14 protein-coding genes are annotated in these 14,823 nt (G+C 64.6%); 3 read left to right on the forward strand and 11 right to left on the reverse strand.

The genetic code is table 11. The features are described from left to right. Positions 1–73 precede the first annotated feature (73 nt). Positions 74–1,966 (reverse strand): phosphogluconate dehydratase, encoded by a 1,893-nt coding sequence (gene edd / locus NCR39_RS11150; RefSeq protein WP_250452243.1) that lies wholly within the window; start codon positions 1,964–1,966, stop codon positions 74–76. Positions 1,967–2,261: 295 nt separating this feature from the next. On the opposite strand from edd, the gene NCR39_RS11155 reads away from it, so the two are divergent. Beyond that, the gene (locus NCR39_RS11155) at positions 2,262–3,101 is read left to right on the forward strand and encodes a MurR/RpiR family transcriptional regulator (protein WP_087128589.1); all 840 of its coding nucleotides are present in this window, start codon (positions 2,262–2,264) and stop codon (positions 3,099–3,101) included. A gap of 36 nt (positions 3,102–3,137) precedes the next feature. Here NCR39_RS11155 and NCR39_RS11160 read toward each other — a convergent pair whose 3' ends face one another. From NCR39_RS11160 to NCR39_RS11200, 9 genes are all read right to left on the reverse strand, one after another. Then, positions 3,138–3,554 (reverse strand): CopD family protein, encoded by a 417-nt coding sequence (locus NCR39_RS11160; RefSeq protein ID WP_250452244.1) that lies wholly within the window; start codon positions 3,552–3,554, stop codon positions 3,138–3,140. A gap of 8 nt (positions 3,555–3,562) precedes the next feature. After that, positions 3,563–4,834 (reverse strand): glutamate-5-semialdehyde dehydrogenase, encoded by a 1,272-nt coding sequence (locus NCR39_RS11165; protein ID WP_250452245.1) that lies wholly within the window; start codon positions 4,832–4,834, stop codon positions 3,563–3,565. 132 nt (positions 4,835–4,966) lie between these two features. Then, positions 4,967–6,061, reverse strand: a complete 1,095-nt coding sequence (gene holA, locus NCR39_RS11170; RefSeq protein WP_250452246.1) for a DNA polymerase III subunit delta — start codon at positions 6,059–6,061, stop codon at positions 4,967–4,969. Between the two features lie 36 nt (positions 6,062–6,097). Next, the gene (locus NCR39_RS11175; RefSeq protein WP_250452247.1) at positions 6,098–6,649 is read right to left on the reverse strand and encodes an LPS-assembly lipoprotein LptE; all 552 of its coding nucleotides are present in this window, start codon (positions 6,647–6,649) and stop codon (positions 6,098–6,100) included. Between the two features lie 77 nt (positions 6,650–6,726). Then, the gene (leuS, locus tag NCR39_RS11180; protein WP_250452248.1) at positions 6,727–9,321 is read right to left on the reverse strand and encodes a leucine--tRNA ligase; all 2,595 of its coding nucleotides are present in this window, start codon (positions 9,319–9,321) and stop codon (positions 6,727–6,729) included. A gap of 278 nt (positions 9,322–9,599) precedes the next feature. Continuing rightward, on the reverse strand, positions 9,600–10,046 hold the full coding sequence (locus tag NCR39_RS11185; protein ID WP_250452249.1) for an ExbD/TolR family protein: 447 nt from the start codon (positions 10,044–10,046) through the stop codon (positions 9,600–9,602). Positions 10,047–10,054: 8 nt separating this feature from the next. After that, positions 10,055–10,720, reverse strand: a complete 666-nt coding sequence (locus NCR39_RS11190; RefSeq protein ID WP_250452250.1) for a MotA/TolQ/ExbB proton channel family protein — start codon at positions 10,718–10,720, stop codon at positions 10,055–10,057. A 17-nt stretch (positions 10,721–10,737) separates the two neighbouring features. Continuing rightward, on the reverse strand, positions 10,738–11,535 hold the full coding sequence (gene dapB / locus NCR39_RS11195) for a 4-hydroxy-tetrahydrodipicolinate reductase (RefSeq protein WP_250452251.1): 798 nt from the start codon (positions 11,533–11,535) through the stop codon (positions 10,738–10,740). A gap of 124 nt (positions 11,536–11,659) precedes the next feature. Continuing rightward, the gene (locus NCR39_RS11200) at positions 11,660–12,460 is read right to left on the reverse strand and encodes an outer membrane protein assembly factor BamE (RefSeq protein WP_250452252.1); all 801 of its coding nucleotides are present in this window, start codon (positions 12,458–12,460) and stop codon (positions 11,660–11,662) included. A 174-nt stretch (positions 12,461–12,634) separates the two neighbouring features. Between NCR39_RS11200 and fur the strand changes: the two genes are divergently transcribed. Continuing rightward, positions 12,635–13,063 (forward strand): ferric iron uptake transcriptional regulator, encoded by a 429-nt coding sequence (fur, locus tag NCR39_RS11205; protein WP_040051177.1) that lies wholly within the window; start codon positions 12,635–12,637, stop codon positions 13,061–13,063. Between the two features lie 240 nt (positions 13,064–13,303). Continuing rightward, positions 13,304–13,693, forward strand: coding sequence for a hypothetical protein (locus NCR39_RS11210; protein WP_250452253.1), 390 nt, complete (start codon positions 13,304–13,306; stop codon positions 13,691–13,693). An 85-nt stretch (positions 13,694–13,778) separates the two neighbouring features. Here the strand turns inward: NCR39_RS11210 and gap are convergent, their stop codons facing one another. After that, complete coding sequence (gap, locus tag NCR39_RS11215) at positions 13,779–14,789, reverse strand: type I glyceraldehyde-3-phosphate dehydrogenase (RefSeq protein ID WP_250452254.1); 1,011 nt, start codon at positions 14,787–14,789, stop codon at positions 13,779–13,781. Positions 14,790–14,823: the final 34 nt, after the last annotated feature.

Here is a 14,823-nt window from a genome sequence, read left to right on the forward strand (position 1 = left end):
GTTTTTTGTGCGGCGACTTCGCGTCGGTCCGCGGGTTCGTGTCAGGTTCGACCGCTCGTGTCCGTCCCGGGCTTCACGCCGATGCATGCGCGTGCGAGGCATCGCGTGCGGCGTGGCGATCGTGGGCTGCCGCCGCGCCGATCATCGCGCCGAACACGGACGCGCCCTGTTCCGCCGGCAATGCCGCACTCCGGAACACGCCGAACAGTTCGCGCCCGAACCCCGCTTCGTTGTCCGCCTGATTCGCCGGCGCTTCCACTTCGCGGGACGCCCATTCCTTCGCGTCGATGTCGATGTCGAGCACGCCCGCCGGCGCGTCGATCACGAGCATGTCGCCCGTGCGCACCTTGCCGAGCGGCCCTTGCAGGAGCGCTTCGGGCGAAACGTGAATGACCGCCGGCACCTTGCCGGACGCGCCGGACATGCGGCCATCGGTCACGAGCGCGACGTGAAAGCCCTGATCCTGCAACACGCCGAGAAGCGGCGTCAACCGATGCAGCTCCGGCATTCCGTTCGCGCGCGCGCCCTGGAAGCGCACGACCGCGACGAAATCGCGCTTCAGCTCGCCCTTGTCGAACGCTTCCTGCACTTCTTCCTGCGAATTGAAGACGATGGCCGGCGCCTTCACCACGCGATGCTCCGGCGCGACCGCCGAAATCTTGATGACGCCGCGCCCGAGCTTGCCCTGCATCAGACGCAGGCCGCCGTCCGGCTGGAACGGCTCGCGAATGCCGCGCAGCACCTTCGTGTCGTGACTTTCGGCGGCGCCGTCGACCCACTGCAGCTTGCTGTCGATGAGCTTCGGCTCCTTCGTGTAATGCGACAGCCCGCGACCGGCGACCGTCTGCACGTCCTCATGCAGCAAGCCGCCTTCCAGCAGATTGCGCACGAGAAACGCGACGCCGCCCGCCGCGTGGAAATGGTTCACGTCGGCCTTGCCGTTCGGATAGATCTTCGCGAGGAGCGGCACGACTTGCGACAGCTCGTCGAAATCGTTCCAGTCGATGACGATGCCTGCCGCGCGCGCAATCGCCACCAGATGCAGCGTGTGATTGGTCGATCCGCCCGTCGCGAGCAGCGCGACGATGCCGTTCACGATCGCCTTCTCGTCGACGATATGGCCGATCGGCGTGTAATTGCCGCGCTCGACGGTGATGTCGAGCACGCGGCGCGCGGCTTCGGCGGTGAGCGCGTCGCGCAGCGGCGTGTGCGGATGAACGAACGCCGCGCTCGGCAGATGCAGGCCCATCACTTCCATCAGCATCTGATTGCTGTTGGCGGTGCCATAGAACGTGCACGTGCCGTGGCCGTGATACGCGGCGGCTTCGGCTTCGAGCAGCGCGCCGCGATCGCATTTGCCCGTCGCGAATTCCTGGCGGACCTTGGCTTTTTCGTCGTTGGTGAGGCCGCTCGTCATCGGGCCGGCCGGGACGAAGATGGTCGGTAGATGCCCGAATTGCAGCGCGCCGATGGCGAGTCCCGGCACGATCTTGTCGCAGACGCCGAGACACAATGCCGCGTCGAACATGTTGTGCGTGAGCGCGACGGCCGTGCTCATCGCGATGACTTCGCGCGAGAACAGCGACAGTTCCATGCCCGCGTTGCCCTGCGTGATGCCGTCGCACATGGCCGGCACGCCGCCCGCGAATTGCGCGATGCCGCCATGGTCGCGCGCCGCCTGCTTGATGATGTCCGGGAAGCTCTTGTACGGCGCGTGCGCCGAAAGCATTTCGTTATACGACGACACGATGCCGATGTTCGGCTCGCGCACCGCCTTGATCGCGAACTTCTCCTGGCCTTCGAGACCGGCGAAGCCATGCGCGAGGTTCGCGCACGAAAGCGCGCCGCGGGCCGGAAATTTGTCGTGCGCGGCGTCGATGCGCGCCAGATAAGCCGCGCGCGTCGGCTTGCTGCGTTCGATCACGCGGTCGGTGACCTTCTTCAAATGCGAATGCGGGGAAACCATCGAAGCTCCTTCGTCTCACTCCGGCGCGCCTGCCGTCGTTTGGGGTTGGACATCGTGAGGAACGGCGGCTGCGTCGTTATCGTGTCGTTTGCCGTTTCGCGCATATTAGTAGAAAAACTACACGATTTCAACGACGCAACGCGCGTATTTTGTTAAGCATGCGCCTACCTCGATGCCTTGCTGCATGCGCGATTCAGGGAAATCCCTTAGAAACATCAAAGTCGTCTTGTAGTATTTGTACAAGTCGATTCATCGGCTATAGTCCCAGCAATTTCCAGCATAGGCGAGTTTTCCGATGTTGCTGTCCCAAGTCGAAGCCATGCGCGAGCAGTTGCGCCCTTCCGAGCGCAAGCTGGCCGATTACGTGCTCGAAGCGCCGCGCGAAGTGCTCGACCTGTCGATGACCGATTTCGCCGCGCGTGCCGGCGTCAGTCAGCCGACGATCGCGCGGTTCTGTCAGGCGCTCGGCTTCTCCGGTTTCCGCGAATTCAAGATCCGCCTGGCGCAAAGTGTCGCAGCGGACGTGCCCACCGTTTATCGCGACGTGCGCAGCGACGAACCGGCCGCCGGCGTCGCGGCGAAGGTGCTCGACCGGACCATCGGCGCGCTGATCGCCGTGCGCAACAGCCTGTCGTCGGACAGCGTGGCGGCGGCGATCGCGATTCTTTCCGATGCGCGCCGCATCGAGTTCTACGGCGCGGGCGGCTCGGGCATCGCCGCGCTCGACATGCAGCACAAGTTCTTCCGGCTCGGCGTGCCGTCCGTGGCGTACGCCGATCCGCACACCTACACGACGTCGGCGGCGTTGCTGCGCGAAGGCGATGTCGTCGTCGCCATTTCGAACACGGGCCGCACGAAGGACATTCTCGACGCGTGCAAGTCGGCGCTGAACGGCGGCGCGAAGGTCATCGCGATCACGCACGGCAACTCGCCGCTCGCGCGCATGGCGACGGTCGGACTTTTTGCGAACGTCGATGAAGACACGGACATTTTTTCGCCGATGACGTCGCGCGTCTCGCATCTCGCGATCGGCGACATTCTGGCGGTGGGACTGGCGCTGGCGCGCGGGCCGGAGCTGGCGGAAAAGCTGGCCGAGGCGAAGGACGTGCTGGAAGCGCGCCGCGTGGGAACGTGAGCGGCGCGCGGTGCGCACCGGCTCACGCGGAGAAAATCAGAACGGTTTGATGACGACGAGCAGCGTCGCGCCGAGCAAGCCGAGCACCGGAAGCTCGTTGAACATGCGATACCACTTGTCCGAGCGCGTGTTTTCGCCGCGCTGGAACGTGCGCAAGAGGCGCCCGCAATACGCGTGATAAACGATGAGCAGCACGACGATGCCGAGCTTCGCGTGCAGCCAGCCCTGCCCGCGCCCGATGCCGACGACGAGCCACAGCCACAGCCCGCACGCGAGCGCCGGCACGGCGATGAACGTCATGAAGCGAAAAAGCTTGCGCGCCATCAGCAACAGACGTTCGGTGGCGGCGGCGTCCTTTTCCATTGCCAGGTTGACGAAAATGCGCGGCAGATAGAACAGCCCCGCAAACCACGACGCGATCAGCACGATATGCAGCGATTTGATCCAGAGCATCGCGCGCCTTATTGACGCACTTCGCCGTGGCCGAGCACGACGTATTTCAGCGATGTCAGCCCTTCCAGCCCGACCGGCCCGCGCGCGTGCAGCTTGTCGTTCGAGATGCCGATTTCCGCGCCGAGACCGAACTCGAAGCCGTCGGCGAAGCGCGTCGATGCGTTGACCATGACGCTCGCGGAATCGACTTCGCGCAGGAAGCGCATGGCGCGGTCGTGGTCTTCGGTGACGATCGCGTCCGTGTGATGCGACCCGTAAGCGTTGATGTGCTCGATCGCCTCGTCCATATTGCCGACGATCTTCACCGCGAGCACCGGCGCGAGATATTCGGTGCTCCAGTCGGCATCGGTGGCGTCCACGAGCGAGCCGATGTTCGCGGCTTCCAGCACCGCGCGCGATCCGGCGTCCACGCGCAGTTCCACGTCCTTCGCCTGGAACGCGCGCCCGAGCATCGGCAGCGCGTCGTTCGCGATACCGCGCGCGACGAGCAGCGTTTCCATCGTGTTGCACGTGCCGTAGCGGTGCGTCTTCGAGTTGTCGCAGATCGCCGCCGCTTTCGCGAGATCCGCGCGGTCGTCGACATAGACGTGGCAGATGCCGTCGAGATGCTTGATCATCGGCACGCGCGACTCTTCCATCAGCCGCGCGATCAGGCTCTTGCCGCCGCGCGGCACGATCACGTCGACGAATTCGGTCATGGTGATGAGCTTGCCGACCGCCGCGCGATCCGCCGTCTCGACCACCTGCACCGCGTCCTGCGGCAAGCCGGCGGCCGTCAACCCTTCACCGATCAGCTTCGCGAGCGCCGTGTTGCATTCGAGCGCTTCCGATCCGCCGCGCAGAATGGTCGCGTTGCCGGACTTGAGACAGAGCGCGGCGGCGTCGATGGTCACGTTGGGCCGCGATTCGTAGATGATGCCGATCACGCCGAGCGGCACGCGCATCTGCCCGACCTGGATGCCCGTCGGCCGGTACTTCAGCCCGCTGATCTCGCCGATCGGATCGGCGAGCGATGCCACTTGCCGCAAGCCTTCGACCATCGTGTTCAGCGCCTTGTCCGAGAGCGTGAGACGGTCGATGAACGCCGCGTCGTGGCCCTTCTCGCGCGCGCGTGCGAGGTCGCGCCCGTTCGCGGCCTTCAGCGTGTCGCGCTCGCGCTCGATGGCGTTCGCCACCGCGACGAGCGCCGCGTTCTTGGCCGCCGTCGACGCCCGCGCCATGGCGCGCGACGCCACACGTGCGCGTCGGCCGAGGTCGGTCATGTATTGGTCGATGTTCATCTGGGTCATTCCGTCTGCCGGTTCCGCGCTGGTCGGCGCGGCGTCGCTGAAGCGTGGCGTCAGCGCGATGGAGAAGCGCGCCCGGGCGCGAAGGCCGGACGCTGAAACAATCATTCTAAGCCGTGAAGCGCTTCAGCGACGCGGTCGCGCCGACGCGGCGGCCGCTTTCGACGGCGCGTTGCCTTGCGCCACGGCCATCGCGAGTTCGAACATGCCGGCCCACGGATCGGGCGGCGGTTCGCTGCCGCGTGTGCCCGTGCTGCCCGACAGCCCCTTGACTTGCCGATCCAGCCGCGCCGCCAGCGACAGCGCCTTTTCGAGCGCCTCTTCCGTCACGCGCGAAAGCGCCGGGCCGATGAGCCGTTCGCGCGGCCCCCACACGCGGTTCTCGCGCAAAAGCGTGGCGAGCGGCTTGCCGGACGCGACGCCGCGCTTGATGCGCAACAGCGTCCGCACTTCGTCGACGAGCGCCCACAGGACCAGCACCGCCGCTTCGCCCTCACCTTTGAGGCCGTCGAGCATGCGCGACAAGCGGCCGACATCGCCGGTCAGCATCGCTTCGTTGAGCTTGAACACGTCGTAGCGCGCGACGTTCAGCACGGCGTCGTGAATTTGCTCGAAACTCAGCACGCCCTCCGGATACAGCAGCCCGAGCTTCTGAATTTCCTGATGCGCGGCGAGCAGGTTTCCTTCCACTCGTTCCGCGATGAACACCAGCGCGCGCCGCCCTTCCTCGCCCGGCGGGACGCGTTGCCCTTGCAGCGACAGCCGCTGGCCGACCCACATCGGCAATTGCGCGCGCTCGACCGGATCGATTTTCAGCGCGACGCCCGGCCCGGTGATCGCGGTAAACCATGCGGATTTCTGCGTCGCCGAATCGAGGCGCGGCAGCGTGATGAGCGCGACGACGTCGGGATTGTCGGCGGCGGCGAGCATCTTCAACGCTTCCGCGCCTTCCTTGCCCGGCTTGCCCGTCGGAATGCGCAACTCGATGAGCTGACGGTCACCGAAAAGCGACATCGACTGCGTCGCGCCGATGAGCGCGCTCCAGTCGAACCCGCGCTCGACGGTGAACACCGTGCGATCGGTGAAGCCGGCCGCGCGCGCCGTCGCCCGGATGCGGTCGCACGCTTCCTGCGCGAGCAGATGCTCGTCGCCATACACGACGTACAGCCCTTTCAGGCCTTTGGCGAGGTGCGCTTCGAGCGCATCGAGCTTCAGTTGCATGATGACCGATAGACCTTGACCGCTAGCTGCCCGCGATCAGAGCGGCGGCGTGGGCAGCGGCCCACGCGGCGCGATGCCCGGCGTCTGCTCGTTCGGCAGCGGATGCAGCGAGCGCACGACCGCGAGCCGGCGCGTCAACTGATCCACGGCGTCGATACGCATGTCGTTGTAGAGGAGCGTCGCTTCCTGCGACTTCGCGAGCGTGTACTGGTTGCTGTACGTCATTGCGCGGTTCAGCGCGATCACGCTTTGCGGAATCAGCACCGTGCCGTCCGCGCCGATCAGCGAATAGGCGAGGCTGTACGTCAGCTCGTATTCCTGCACGACGCCCTGCGAATTCAGGCTCAGCGTGCTCAGGCCCTGCCCTTCGGAAAGAATGAGCGTGGCGTCCGGCTTTTCCCATGCCTTGACGATGACCGTGTCGCTGCCGCCCTGCACCATGCGCTCGAGGCGCGCGACCATCTGCGGCACGCCGCCCGAGACCGCGAGCCGCTTGAACGCGTAGTCTTGCTGGCCGCGCAACTGGAAGCCGCATGCGGACAGCGCGAGCGCGCCGCCGAGAAGCGCCAGAAAGGAACGCCTGCGCATGCCGGCTCGCGGCGTCGTGGTTTCGCTACGTTTCTTCACGGCTTGTCCGGTCACACTCACTCCCTTGGCCCCTGCCATCAAACGACGACGTTCACGAGACGCCCCGGCACCACGACGACCTTCTTCGGCGCGCGGCCTTCCGCGAACTTTTCGAACATCTCGTGCGCGATTGCAGCCTTCTCGATGTCTTCGCGCGATGCATCCTTCGGCACCGTCAGCGCGCCGCGCACCTTGCCGTTCACCTGCAGCACGAGTTCGATTTCGGACTGTTCGAGCGCGGCTTCATCGACTTTCGGCCAGGGCGCGTCGAGCAACGGTCCGAATTCGCCTTCGTAGCCGAGTTCCGCCCACAACTGGAACGTGACGTGCGGCACCACCGGATACAGCACGCGCAGCAGCACGCCGAAGGTTTCGTTCAGCACGCCTTCGCCTGCGTTCTTCGCGCCTTCGATCGCGTTCAGCATCTTCATCGCGGCGGACACGACCGTGTTGTACTGCAGGCGGCCGTAGTCGAAATCCGCTTGCTTGAGCACGGTGTAGATTTCGCGGCGCAGCGTCTTGTCGGCGTCGCTGAGCTTCGATGCATCGAGCTTGCCGTGCTGACGCAGCGCTTTTGCGTTGTCGTGGCCGAAGTGCCAGACGCGGCGCAGGAAGCGGCTCGCGCCTTCGACGCCCGCGCCCGACCATTCCAGCGACTGCTCCGGCGGCGCCGCGAACATCACGAAGAGACGCGCCGTGTCCGCACCGTATTGATCGATCAGCGTCTGCGGATCGACGCCATTGTTCTTCGACTTCGACATCTTCTCGACGCCGCCGAGCACGACCGGCTGGCCGTCCGCGATGAGCGTCGCGCCGACCGGGCGGCCCTTGTCGTCGTGCGACACGGTCACGTCGAGCGGGTTGTACCAGGTCTTCTTGCCGCTCGCGTCTTCGCGATAGAACGTCTCGTTGAGCACCATGCCCTGCGTGAGCAGGTTCTTCGCCGGCTCGCCGAACTTGACGAGACCCATGTCGCGCATGACCTTCGTCCAGAAGCGCGAATACAACAGGTGAAGAATGGCGTGTTCGATACCGCCGATGTACTGGTCCATCGGCATCCAGTAATCGGTGCGCTCGTCGACCATCGTCTTCGCGTCCGGCGCGCTGTAGCGCGAGAAGTACCAGGACGAATCGACGAAAGTGTCCATCGTGTCGGTTTCGCGCTTCGCCGCCGCGCCGCACTTCGGGCACGTGCAGTTCAGGAACGCTTCGGACTTCGCGAGCGGATTGCCCGTGCCGTCCGGCACGAGGTCTTCCGGCAGCACGACCGGAAGATCCTTTTCGGGCACCGGCACGTCGCCGCAGCTCGGGCAATGGATGATGGGGATCGGCGTGCCCCAGTAGCGCTGGCGCGAAATGCCCCAGTCGCGCAGGCGCCACGTGATCTGCTTGTCGCCGAAGCCCTTTTCCTTCAGGTCGGCGGCGATCGCGTCGATGGCTTCGTCGGTCGTCAGGCCGTCGTACTTGCCGCTGTTGACGAGCCGGCCGGCGGTCTTGTCGCCGTACCACTCTTCCCACGCGTCGGTCGAGTACGTCTTGCCTTCGACCGCGATGACCTGGTTGATCGGCAAGCCGTATTTCTTCGCGAACGCGAAGTCGCGTTCGTCGTGCGACGGCACGCCCATGACCGCGCCTTCGCCGTAGGACATCAGCACGTAATTGCCGACCCACACTTCCACCTTCGCGCCCGTCAGCGGATGCGTGATGAAGAAGCCGGTTGCCATGCCCTTCTTTTCCATCGTGGCGACATCCGCTTCCGCGACGCCGCCGCGCTTGCATTCTTCGATGAACGCCTGAAGGTCCGCGTTGTCCCGCGCGAGGCGCGTGGCGAGCGGATGTTCCGCCGCGACGGCCGCGAAAGTAACGCCCATGATGGTGTCGGCGCGCGTGGTGAAGACGCGCAGCAGCTTCGATTCGCCGTCGATTTCATACGGGAAGCCGAAGTTCACGCCGAAGCTCTTGCCGATCCAGTTCTGCTGCATGATCTTGACGCGCTCGGGCCAGCCGAGTCCTTCGAGATCGTCGAGCAGCTGATCCGCGTAATCGGTGATGCGCAGGTAGTACATCGGGATTTCGCGCTTTTCCACGAGCGCGCCCGAGCGCCAGCCGCGCCCGTCGATGACCTGCTCGTTCGCGAGCACGGTTTGATCGACCGGATCCCAGTTCACCGTGCCCGTCTTCTTGTACGCGATGCCCTTTTCCAGCATCTTCAGGAACAGCCACTGGTTCCATTTGTAGTACTCGGGCGAGCACGTGGCGACTTCGCGCGACCAGTCGATGGCGAGGCCCATCGACTGCATCTGCTTCTTCATGTACGCGATGTTCTCGTACGTCCACTTCGCGGGCGGCACGCCGTTCGCCATCGCGGCATTTTCGGCGGGCATGCCGAACGCGTCCCAGCCCATCGGCATCAGCGTGTTGTGGCCGTTCATGCGCAGATAACGGTACATCACGTCGTTGATGGTGTAGTTGCGCACGTGACCCATGTGCAGCTTGCCCGACGGATACGGCAGCATCGAGACGCAATAGAACTTGGGTTTAGTCGACGTCTCGGTCGTCCGGTAGACGTCGTTCGCGCGCCAGTTGCTCTGCGCGGCGGATTCGACGTCGGCGGGTACGTATTTATCGTGCATGGTGTGGTGTCTGGCTTGGAGCAAATGCTGGGAACGGACCTCGGAACCTACACGGCTGCGCACGCGCCTTCGCGTGGCGTTCGCTTTCGACTTCGGTCTCTCGTCGGGAATGCGGCCTGCCCGAACATGCAGGCGCACCGGACGGGCAAAGGGCGATTATACCGTTGTGTCCGTCCGTGCTGGCGCGCGGGACTCCGGGCAATTTCCCGTGGCGAGCGCGCGTTTTCAGTGAAATTAACGTATCGATCGGGCGATGGATACTCGGCCGTTCGGCATAGTCATTTTGCAGGTTGCGGCCGTGCAGCGTTCGGCGCGACCGGCTGCGTGACGAACCCGATTTTCTCGATTCCCGCCTGCTGCGCCGCGCCCATCACCTGCGCGACGACCTCGTAGCGCGTTCCGCTCGACGCCCGCAAGTGCAGTTCCGGTTTCTCCGACGCCTTCGCGGCCGCGGCGAAGCGCGCGCGCATGTCGTCGGCGGTGACGGGCGTGTCGTTCCAATAGAGCTTGCCGGCGTCGTCGATGGAAAGCGTGATGGTCTGCTGCGTCTCGCGCGCGGGTTGCGACGATACCTTCGGCAAGTCGAGCCGGATCGCGTGCGTGAAAAGCGGCGCGGTGATGATGAAGATGACGAGCAGCACGAGCATGACGTCGATGAGCGGCGTCATGTTGATGTCGGCCATCGGCTGGCCGTTGGGTTTGTTGTCGAGTCCGCCGAAGGCCATTGCGCGTATTACTTCGCGTCCCCGCACACGAACGCATGCAGATCATGCGCGAAGCCGTCCAGCTCCTCGCTGATCTGCCGCACGTAGCGGCCGAGCACGTTGTACGCGAGCACCGCCGGAATCGCGACGACGAGCCCGAACGCCGTCATGATGAGCGCCTCGCCGACCGGCCCGGCGACGTTCTCGATCATCGCCTGCCCGCTCGCCGCGATGCTTCCGAGCGCGTGATAGATGCCCCACACGGTACCGAGCAAGCCGACGAACGGCGCCGTCGCGCCCACCGACGCAAGCAGCACCTGTCCGAATTCAAGCCGACGCTGCGAGCGCAGCAACGCCTGACGCAGCGCACGCAGCACGCGCTCGCTGCGCTCCACGCGCGCGAGCAGCGCGCCCGGCACTTCCGCCTCCGACGCGTGCCACGCCGCCTCCGCGAGCGGCAGATACACACGCTCGCGATCCGCGCGTTGCAATGCGCCGACGCCGTCCTTGAGACTCGCCGCCTGCCAGAATCGCTGCAATGCGCGCGGCCCCTGCCACTTCGCGCGCACGATCACCCACGTCTTGACGAGCAGAAAGCACCAGCTCGCCAGCGACATCGCGAGCAGCACGCCCGCGACCGCATGCGTGACCGCATCGCCGCTTTGCAGATAGTGGATTACGCCGGTCGCCGCCATCGTTGGAAAAATGGGGATTAACGCAGACCGAGCACGTCTTGCATGTCGAAGAAGCCGGTCTTGTGCCCTTCGAGGAAACGCACCGCACGCAGCGCGCCCTGTGCATAGGACAGACGGCTCGCCGACTTGTGCGTGATCTCGACGCGTTCGCCGATGCCCGCGAACAGCACCGTGTGATCGCCGACGATATCGCCGCCGCGAATCGCCGAGAAACCGATGGTCGACGGATCGCGCTCGCCGGTCACGCCTTCGCGCGCATAAACGGCGCAGTCCTTGAGATCGCGGCCGAGCGCGTTCGCGACGACTTCGCCCATCGCGAGCGCGGTGCCGGACGGCGCATCCACCTTATGCCGATGATGCGCCTCGATGATCTCGATGTCGTAGCCCTGCGCGAAGTGCTTCGCCGCGTATTCGAGCAGCTTGAGCGTCACGTTCACGCCCACGCTCATGTTCGGCGCGAACACCACGCCGATCTTCTCGCCCGCCTGCTTGAGTTGCGCCTTCTGCTCTTCCGAGAAGCCGGTCGTGCCGATGACCATCTTCACGTTGTGACGCAGCGCCGCTTCCAGATGCGTCAGCGTGCCTTCGGGACGCGTGAAGTCGATCAGGTAATCGGCATCGGCGAAAACGCGTTCGATGTCGTCGGTGAGTTTCACGCCCGTGGTCTTGCCGAGAAACGCGCCCCCGTCCTGCCCGAGTTGTTCGACGCCCGGACGGTCGAGCGCGCCGACGAGTTGCGCGTCGGAGTCGTTGAGAACGGTTTCGATCAGCATCCGGCCCATGCGGCCCGACGCCCCGGCAATGGCGATCTTCATGACTGTCTCGTGTTGACCGCGCGGCTCGCGCGCGGCTTGAGTGATGTGACGCCGCAGCGCAAACGCGATGCGAAATCCGGCCGGCAAGCGCGCCACTGCGCGCGCGCCCGCCGGACTGCACGCGTTACTGCGGCATGGTGAACTGCGCTTGCCCGCCCGCCGTGGCAGGCGCGGGCGACGTGCTCGCCGGACCCACTGCGCTGCTGTCCGGAATGTTGATCGTCTGCGGCTTGCGTTGCAGTTGAATCTGCGAATTGCCGCCCTGCGGGCCTGCGCCCGGCGCCGCGCCCGCGGTTTGCGGCACGTTCGCGCGCACCGACGACTGCGTGCGGCCCGTGGGCATTTCGACTTGCGCGGTCGCGCGATTCGCGGCCTGCGCGGCCTGCTGATTCGCATCGCCGGCAAAAGCGGCCGCCGTGTTCGGCTGCGTGGACGGCTCGCCGACAGGCGCGGTGACCGCCGCTCCCGACGCCGCCACGCCCGACGCCGCCGCGACCGCTGCCGGCGCCGCCACGGGCTTCGCAACCTTCACGCCCTTGTCGCCGTCGATTTCGGCGAGCAGTTCGAGATTCGACGGCAGATTTTCGCCGCCCGACCAGCTCACCACGCGATCGCTCGCGAAGTTCACGACGAAGTCACGCTGCTGCACGACCGCAGTCGAACCGCGCTTGAAATAGAACACGTAGTCCCAGCGGTCCGCGTGGAACATGTCGGTCAGAAGCGGCGTGCCGAGCAGCGTCCGGACCTGTTCGCGCGACATGCCAACCTGCATCTGGCTTGCTGCCTCCTGGGAAACGAAGTTGCCCTGCACGACCGTGATGCGATACGGCGTGATGCTTTGCGCGATCTTCTGCGTGACGCTGTCGTACGTCGAGCAACCCGCCAGCAACGTGGCGACGGTTGCTGCGATGATGGTTCCCCGCATGCGACGGCTCTCCCTGCAATTCGATAAAAATTTTGAGAACATTTCACCTTTCGCGCACAGCGCCACAAGGCCGTGCTCTTCCTTCAGTTCTTCATCCGGTAACGCTCAGATGTCAGGATTCAGAAAAACGCATTACTATGAGAACCTTGAATTGTACTCTAGGGATGCCTAGCCATGACCAATCCCGCCGATCTCAAAAATATCGGGCTTAAGGCGACCCTGCCCCGCCTCAAGATTCTGGAGATCTTTCAGCACAGTCCGGTGCGGCATCTGACGGCTGAAGACGTGTATCGCAACCTGCTGAGCGAAGAGCTCGACATCGGGCTTGCGACGGTTTATCGCGTGCTCACGCAGTTCGAGCAAGCCGGCCTCTTGTCCCGAAGCAATTTCGAATCGGGCAAGGCGGTCTTCGAGCTGAACGAAGGTTCGCATCACGATCACCTGGTGTGCATCGACTGCGGCCGTGTCGAAGAATTTTTCGATGCGGAAATCGAGCGCCGCCAGCAATCGATCGCGAAAGAGCGCGGCTTCAAGCTGCACGAGCATGCGCTCGCGCTGTACGGCGCCTGCACGAAGGAAAACTGCCCGCACCGCAAGCATTGAGCGGTTCGCGCCCCATGCGGCGCGCGATGCGAAAACCGCCGTCCATCGGCTTCGATGGACGGCGGTTTCGTTTCGTCCGTACGCAGAGGAATTCGCGGTTGCGGACATTCCATCGATAAAACGGCACTTCTCGCGACGGCCGATGTCATAGCGACGGTCCCCAGTTCTCGATAGCCGTCCAAGGCTTCGATCAGCTTTCGGCGGACCTGCAAATAGCCGAACGTAATAGGAGTAACGTCGATGGACGTCCAACAACTCGTATCAGAATTCCTGTCCTCGTCGCACGGGGCGCAGGCCACGCAAGCGCTCACCGATCAGGGATTCAGCCAGGAAGACAGTCAGCAAATGCTCGGCACGGCTGCCGAAACGGCGCACGCGCACGCCGAAGAACAAGGCCAGGGCCTTCTGGGCGATCATCCCGGCAAGAGCTTCTTCGCGGCATTCGCCGCGGGCCTCGTGCGCGGCGACGGCTTCTTCAAATCGCTCGGGGAAGGCGGCGAAGGCGTGCTGACCGGGCGCATCGCCGAATCGATCGGTGCGCGCATGGGACTCGACCCCGGCACGGCATCGACGGTTGCAGCGGCCGCCACGCCATACGTCATATCGTTCCTGCGCGAGAAGTTCGCCTAAGCGCGACGCAAAAAAACAAAGCCGCTCCGAGGAGCGGCTTTGTCGTTCAGACGGCGAAAAACGCGCTATTTCGCCTTACTTCGCCTTACTTTGCATTGGCCAGCGCGACCGCCGTATCCAGCATGCGGTTCGAGAAGCCCCACTCGTTGTCGTACCAGCTCGACACCTTCACGAGACGGCCCGAGACCTTCGTGAGCGTCGAATCGAACGTCGACGAAGCCGGGTTGTGGTTGAAGTCGACCGACACCAGCGGCGCGTCGTTGTAGCCGAGGATGCCCTTCAGCTCGCCTTCCGCCGCTTCCTTCATGATCTTGTTGACTTCTTCCACCGTCGTGTCGCGCGCGGCGATGAACGACAGATCGACCACCGACACGTTGATGGTCGGCACGCGGATCGCGTAGCCGTCCAGCTTGCCGTTCAGTTCCGGCAGCACGAGGCCGACCGCCGATGCCGCGCCCGTCTTCGTCGGGATCTGGCTATGCGTGGCCGAGCGCGCGCGGCGCAGGTCTTCGTGATACACGTCGGTCAGGACCTGATCGTTCGTGTACGCGTGGATGGTGGTCATCAGGCCGTTCACGAGGCCGATCTTGTCGTTCAGCGGCTTGACGAGCGGCGCGAGGCAGTTCGTCGTGCACGACGCGTTCGAGATGACCGTGTCCGATGCCTTCAGCACGTTGTGGTTCACGCCGTACACGATGGTCGCGTCCACGTCCTTGCCGCCCGGCGCGGAGATGATGACCTTCTTCGCGCCGCCCTTGATGTGCGCGCTCGCCTTTTCCTTCGTCGTGAAGAAACCGGTGCACTCCATCACGACGTCGACGTTCAGCTCGCCCCACGGCAGTTCGGCCGGGTTGCGGTTCGCCAGCACGCGGATTTTGTCGCCGTTGACGACGAGATAATCGCCATCCACCGACACCTGGCCCGGGAACTTGCCGTGCGCGGTGTCGTATTGCGTGAGGTGCGCGTTGGTCTTGGCATCGCCGAGATCGTTGATGGCGACGATCTCGATGTCATGCTTCTTGCCGTTTTCATACAAGGCGCGCAGCGTGTTGCGGCCGATCCGGCCGTAGCCGTTGATTGCAACGCGAATCGTCATGGTCTATCTCCTTGGCTTAAAAAACCTTTCGCTG

The organism is Caballeronia sp. ATUFL_M2_KS44 (assembly GCF_023630965.1).
GTDB classification, from domain to species: domain Bacteria; phylum Pseudomonadota; class Gammaproteobacteria; order Burkholderiales; family Burkholderiaceae; genus Caballeronia; species Caballeronia concitans.